At 68.4% G+C, this 6,139-nt stretch carries 4 protein-coding genes, 1 tRNA gene and 1 pseudogene; all 6 read right to left on the reverse strand.

Going from position 1 to position 6,139, the window contains the following annotated elements; translation table 11 throughout:
* Positions 1-463: 463 nt before the first annotated feature.
* Entirely contained in the window at positions 464-1,414 is a 951-nt protein-coding gene (gene fcl, locus EQG76_RS30150; RefSeq protein ID WP_321573536.1) for a GDP-L-fucose synthase, read from the reverse strand.
* Entirely contained in the window at positions 1,407-2,480 is a 1,074-nt protein-coding gene (gmd, locus tag EQG76_RS30155; protein WP_159718933.1) for a GDP-mannose 4,6-dehydratase, read from the reverse strand. The genes fcl and gmd overlap by 8 nt, the downstream gene beginning before the upstream one ends.
* A gap of 148 nt (positions 2,481-2,628) precedes the next feature.
* Entirely contained in the window at positions 2,629-5,049 is a 2,421-nt protein-coding gene (gene lon, locus EQG76_RS30160; protein WP_159718934.1) for an endopeptidase La, read from the reverse strand.
* Positions 5,050-5,064: 15 nt separating this feature from the next.
* A complete protein-coding gene (locus tag EQG76_RS30165) occupies positions 5,065-5,472 on the reverse strand; it encodes an Hsp20/alpha crystallin family protein (RefSeq protein WP_159718935.1) in 408 nt (135 codons plus the stop codon).
* 118 nt (positions 5,473-5,590) lie between these two features.
* A tRNA-Gln gene (locus EQG76_RS30170) sits at positions 5,591-5,665 on the reverse strand.
* Positions 5,666-5,732: 67 nt separating this feature from the next.
* Positions 5,733-6,139: pseudogene (locus EQG76_RS30175) on the reverse strand (4-(cytidine 5'-diphospho)-2-C-methyl-D-erythritol kinase); the annotation flags it as partial.

Genomic DNA, 6,139 nt, shown 5'->3' on the forward strand with positions numbered 1-6,139 from the left:
GTCCAGGTCGGCGGCAGGGGCGGCAGGTCGCCTTCATACGGCGGATCGTCATATCCCGGGATCAGATCGTCGGCAGTAGCCGTCACCTGCGCTTGCGCCGGGGCTACGGCAGCAGCTGTTATGGATCCGGCCATCGTCAGGAAGCCACGCCTGCGCAGGCGTGGCCAAGCCCGTCTTGAGGTATCGCGTTGCCATGGCATAGCACGTGCCCACTTATGTCCGCTTGAGGCAGCGGTTCTTGGCACCGTTATATTTAGAAATTTTCCGGAATGTCATCAATAATGCGACAACCGCTCATCTATTCGCTTCTGGCGCGGGTTCGAGCCAGAGAATGAGAGCATGTCGGCTTGCGCGCAGGCGATTCGGTCACGGCCGACTGGCTGACCTGCGGCCGCAACGGGAGACAGTCAACGTTGAGGCCAGCAGTCAGCGGCAGCCGGCCACGATCGATCCTGCCGGAGGCTTAAGAGCGTTTCTCGTTCTCCAGGAACCAGCCATAAGTGGCGCGCACGCCCTCCTCCAGCCCGATCCGCGGCTGCCAGCCGAGGGAGCGCAGCTTGTCGGCGCTCATCAGCTTGCGCGGCGTTCCGTCCGGCTTCGTGGTGTCCTGGACGATCCGCCCCTCATAGCCCACCACCCGGCAGACCAGCTCTAGGAGCTCCCGAATCGTCACGTCGATGCCGGAGCCAACGTTGACATGCTCATGCCCGGAATAGGCCTGCATCAGGTGGACCAGCGCGTCGGCGCAGTCGTCGGCATGGAGGAACTCGCGCCGGGGCGTGCCGGTCCCCCACATCACGATCTCCGGGGAGCCAGCCAGCTTCGCCTCGTGCGCCTTGCGGATGAAGGCCGGCAGGACGTGACTGGACTGGAGGTCGAAATTGTCGCCCGGCCCGTACAAATTGGTCGGCATGGCCGAGATGAAGTCGCGCCCGTGCTGCCGGCGATAGGCCTGCGCCAGCTTGATCCCGGCGATCTTGGCGATCGCGTACCACTCGTTGGTGGGCTCGAGCGACCCGGTCAGCAGGCTGTCCTCGGTGATCGGCTGGGGTGCCAACTTCGGGTAGATGCAGGACGAGCCGAGGAACAAAAGCTTCTGCACCTCCGCCCGGTGCGCCGCCTCGATGATGTTCGCCTCGATCATGAGGTTGTCGTAGAGATAGTCGGCCGGATAGGTGTCGTTCGCCAGGATCCCGCCGACCTTGGCCGCCGCCAGGAAGATCGCGTCCGGCCTCGTGTCCAGTATCCAGGCGCGCGTCTGCGCCTGGTCCTTGAGATCCACCCGGTCGCGGCTCACCGTCAGGACCTCGCAGTCCTCCCGCTCCAGGCGCCGGACGATCGCCGAGCCGACCATGCCGCGATGGCCGGCCACCCAGACCCGCTTGCCCTTCAGGGAAAACAGGGCTTCAGGCATCCCGCATCACCGGCGCGGTCGCCATCACCTTCAGATCCTCCTCGACCATCTCGGCCAACAACGCGTCCATGTCGGTCTCGTGCCTCCAGCCAAGCTTGCGCCGGGCCTTCTCCGGGTTGCCGATCAAGAGGTCCACCTCGGTCGGCCGGAAATAGCGCGGGTCGACCTGGACCAGGACCTTCCCGGTCTTCCGGCAGATCCCCTTCTCGTCCACGCCTTCGCCCTGCCAGTCGAGGGTGACGCCCACATGCGCGAACGCCTTTTCCACGAACGAGCGCACCGTGTTGGTCTGGCCGGTCGCCAGCACATAGTCGTCCGGTTCGTCCTGCTGCAGCATCAGCCACATGCCGCGCACATACTCGCGGGCATGGCCCCAGTCGCGCTTGGCATCCAGGTTGCCGAGATAGAGCCTGCTCTGCCGGCCCAGATGGATGGCGGCCACAGCGCGGGTGATCTTGCGGGTGACGAAGGTCTCGCCGCGCAGCGGGCTCTCATGGTTGAACAGGATGCCGTTGGAGGCATGCATCCCGTAGGCCTCGCGGTAGTTCACCACGATCCAGTACGCATAGAGCTTGGCCGCGGCATAGGGGCTGCGTGGGTAGAACGGCGTGATCTCGCTTTGCGGCACCTCCTGGACCTTGCCGTACAGCTCCGAGGTCGAGGCCTGGTAGAACCGGGTCTTCTCCGTCAGCCCCAGCAGGCGGATCGCCTCCAGCAGGCGGAGCGTGCCGATCCCGTCCGCGTTCGCCGTGTATTCCGGCGTCTCGAAGCTGACCTGGACGTGCGACTGGGCGGCCAAGTTGTAGATCTCGTCCGGCTGGGTCTCCTGCACCACGCGGATCAGGTTGGTCGAATCCGTCATGTCGCCATAGTGCAGGATGAAGCGCGGGTGCGGGACGTGCGGGTCTTCGTAGAGATGCTCGATCCGGCCGGTGTTAAACGAGGACGAGCGGCGCTTGATCCCGTGGACGATGTAGCCCTTGTCGAGCAGCAGCTGGGCCAGATAGGCGCCGTCCTGCCCCGTGGCACCGGTGATGAGGGCGACCTTGCCCGCATGGGTCGTCATGGCGTCCAGCTTCCGTCCTGCAGTCCAAGAAGATTCGACACGGCGAGACGCCGCGCTGCGCGCAACTTTTCGGCGCGCAGCGCTTATCCTGCCACTTCCGCAGCCACAAGTCCTCCAAAGGGAGGCCACCTGCCCCCAACGGTCGCGGCTAGGCTCCCGCCTCGGCCGGCTCCTCCCGCCTGGCTGGTGCCCCCGCCAGCGCCTCGGCGACCGCCTGGTCGACCAGCTCCAGCCACACGAACTCCAGCCGGTCGCGCGCGTCCTTGGGGATGTCGTCGAAGTCGCGCCGGTTGCGCGCCGGCAACATCACCCGCGTGATCCCGGCTCTTGCCGCCGCCACCACCTTCTCCTTGATCCCGCCCACCGGCAGGACCAGGCCGCGCAGGCTGATCTCGCCGGTCATCGCCGTGTCGCTGCGCACCGTGCGTCCGGTCAGCACCGAGGCCAGGGCGATGAACATGGCCACCCCGGCGCTCGGCCCGTCCTTGGGCGTGGCCCCGGCCGGGACGTGAACATGGATGTCGCTCTTCTCGAACGCCGCCGGCTCCAGCCCGAATTCGCCGGCCCGGCTCTTGACCAGGCTGAGGGCGGCCTGGGCGCTCTCGCGCATCACCTCGCCCAGCTGCCCGGTCAGGATCAGCCGGCCGGAACCGGGCGTGCGGGTCGCCTCGATGAACAGGATGTCGCCACCCACTGGCGTCCAGGCCAGGCCCGTGGCCACGCCCGGCACCGCCGTGCGCATCGCCACCTCGTCCTCGAAGCGCGGCGGCCCCAGCACCTCGGCCAGATCGTCCTTGCCGATGCGCGCGGGCTCCGTCCGCCCCTCCGCCACCGCCACTGCGACATGGCGCATCACCCGGCCGATCTCCCGCTCCAGGCCGCGCACCCCCGCCTCGCGGGTATAGGCCCGGATGATCTCGGCGATCGCCGCGTCGTCGATGCTGGCCTGCTCGGGCTTCAGCCCGTTCGCCTCAAGCTGGCGGGCCACCAGGTAACGCCTGGCGATCTCCAGCTTCTCCATGTCGGTGTAGCCGGCCAGGCTGATGATCTCCATCCGGTCGCGCAACGGGCCCGGGATCGTGTCCAGCATGTTCGCAGTCGCGATGAACACCACCCGCGACAGGTCGAACGGTACGCCCAGATAGTTGTCGCGAAACGTCCCGTTCTGCTCGGGGTCCAGCACCTCCAGCATCGCCGCCGACGGATCACCCTGGATGCCGGAGCCCATCTTGTCGATCTCGTCCAGCATCATCACGCAGTCCCGCGCCCCGGCCTTGCGGATGCCCTGGATGATGTTGCCCGGCAGGGCGCCGACATAGGTGCGCCGGTGTCCGCGGATCTCGGCCTCGTCATGGACGCCGCCCAGCGAGACGCGCACGAACTTGCGGCCCATGGCGCGCGCGATCGACTGACCGAGCGAGGTCTTGCCCACGCCCGGCGGGCCGGCGAAGCACAGGATCGGCGCCTTGCCCTCCGGTGCCAGCTTGCGCACCGCCAGATACTCGACGATCCGCTGCTTGATCTTCTCCAGGCCGAAATGGTCCGCGTCCAGGATCCGCCTGGCCTCGGCGATGTCGATCGGCGGCTCCTCGCCGAGCTGCCAGGGCAGCTCGATCAGCCAGTCCAGATAGGTCCGGATCATGCCGTACTCGGCCGACGCGTCCGGCATGCGCTCCAGCCGGCGCAGCTCCTTGCGCGCGGCCTGCTCCACCTCATCCGGCATGCCCGCCTTGCCGATCGCCTCACCGAGCTCGGCGATCTCCTGGGACTTGGCGTTGTCGCCCTCGCCCAGCTGGCGCTGGATCGCCGCCATCTGCTCACGCAGCAGGACCTCGCGCTGCCGCTCGTCCAGGGACGCCTTGGTCGCCTTGCCGATCTCCTGGGACAGGCGCAGCACCTCGATCCGCTGGGCCAGCAGCCGGGCGACCTTGTCCATCCGCGCCCGCAGGTCGAGCGTTTCCAGGAAGTCCTGCTTCTCGTCCGGCGAGGCATCGATATAGGCGGCCACCATGTCGGTCAGTGCCGCGGCCGAGGCCGCATTAGCGACCGTTGCCAGCAGCTCCGGCGGGCTCTGCGGCAGGAGCTGCAGCGCCTCGGTCGCCTGCCCCTTCAGGTGGAGAAAGCGCGCCTGGATGTCCTGCGACTGCTCGTCGGGCTCCTCCAGCTGCCGCACCCTGGCGACCAGGACGGGCTGTTCGCGGACGAAGTTCTCGACATAGAAGCGCTGCTCGCCCTGGCAGATCAGGTGGTGCGAGCCGTCGGGGGCGGTCACGTAACGCAGGATGTTCGCGACCACGCCCATTCGGTGCAGGTTGCCGGGATTGGCCTCGGGCGCCTCGGCATCACGCTGCATCAGGATGCCCACCGGGCGGCCCTGGCGCACGGCGGCCTGAGCGGCCGCGACGGATCCCGGCCGGTTGATCACGACGGGCATCACCACGCCCGGGAACAGCACGAAGCCGCGCACCGGCAGGATCAGCAGTTCGTCCGGCGCCAGCTCCGGCAGCTGGCTGGCGGCACCGCCGGCACCGGTATCGGCCGCGGACAGGAACGGGGAATGGGGGATCATGACGACGTTTCCCGGTCAGGCGAGCTTGCGCAGGACGACGGTGAGGCAGCCGTTGACCACGGCCGGGCGCATCACCTCGTAGCGTCCGGGCGGCAGGGGCAGCTGGCGCTCGAACCGGCCCTGCGGCAGCTCCAGCCGGTGGATCCGGGCAAAGCGCAGCTCCTGCGGCAGGACGCGCTCGCCGGCGATCACCAGCACGCCGTTGTCGATCACGACCTGGATCCGCTCGGGATCGACGCCCGGCAGGGCGGCCAGCACCAGCAGCTCATGGTCGGTCTCCAGCATGTCGACCGGCGGCTCCCAGGCCGGGGCGCGGGCCCGGCCGTGGACCGGCTGGAACTTCTGCTGATGCATCCGCTCGGCGCGGAGCAGCATCTCGACCGCGTTGGACCACATCCAGGCGCGGGGATCCGGATTCTTCATGCATCGACCTCGGCGTACAGCCGCGAAAACCACCCGACGCATGTGGGGGTTCCGGCCGAGCCGATCCAGGGGCGGCAGGTCGGAGGCCGGAGAGCCGTGGAAGGATGCGGGCAGAGCCTGGTTGGGGCGGGAGGATTCGAACCTCCGCATGGCGGAACCAAAATCCGCTGCCTTACCGCTTGGCGACGCCCCAACGATGCGCTGGAGATACGCCGAACGGCAGGCGGGCTCAACCGCTACCAGCAGCCAGGTCTGGCCGCTCAGGACTCCGGACCGGGCTCGATCAGGACCGGCTCGATCCACCAGCCCGGCACCGCCGCGCGCAGGATGGTGGCGGCACGCTCGAGGCGGACGCCGTCGGCGAACAGGCCGAAGCAGGACGAGCCGCTGCCCGACATCCGCGCCAGGAGGCAGCCTTCCAGGACGCGCAGGCTCTGCAGCACCTTGCCGATCACTGGAGCCAGCGCCACGGCCGGTGCTTCCAGGTCGTTGCGGCTTTCCGCCAGGTACTGGGCCAGCACCAGCGGGCCGCCATTGGGCTGCAGCCCGCCCTCGCGCTCCGGGCCCAGCTCGCGCAGGCCGCGAAACACCTGCGGGGTCGCGACATGCACGCCGGGATTGACCAGCAGCAGCGCCAGGGCCGGCAGGCCACGCACCGGGTCCAGCC

This window comes from Geminicoccus flavidas, assembly GCF_009806515.1.
Taxonomy (GTDB): Bacteria; Pseudomonadota; Alphaproteobacteria; order Geminicoccales; family Geminicoccaceae; genus Geminicoccus; species Geminicoccus flavidus.

What these genes read in the sequence shown, in the direction of transcription:
- fcl (WP_321573536.1), bottom strand. Translation starts at nt 1,414, where the DNA reads ATGCCTGAAGCCCTGTTTTCCCTGAAGGGCAAGCGGGTCTGGGTGGCC.
- gmd (WP_159718933.1), bottom strand. Translation starts at nt 2,480, where the DNA reads ATGACGACCCATGCGGGCAAGGTCGCCCTCATCACCGGTGCCACGGGG.
- lon (WP_159718934.1), bottom strand. Translation starts at nt 5,049, where the DNA reads ATGATCCCCCATTCCCCGTTCCTGTCCGCGGCCGATACCGGTGCCGGC.
- EQG76_RS30165 (WP_159718935.1), bottom strand. Translation starts at nt 5,472, where the DNA reads ATGAAGAATCCGGATCCCCGCGCCTGGATGTGGTCCAACGCGGTCGAG.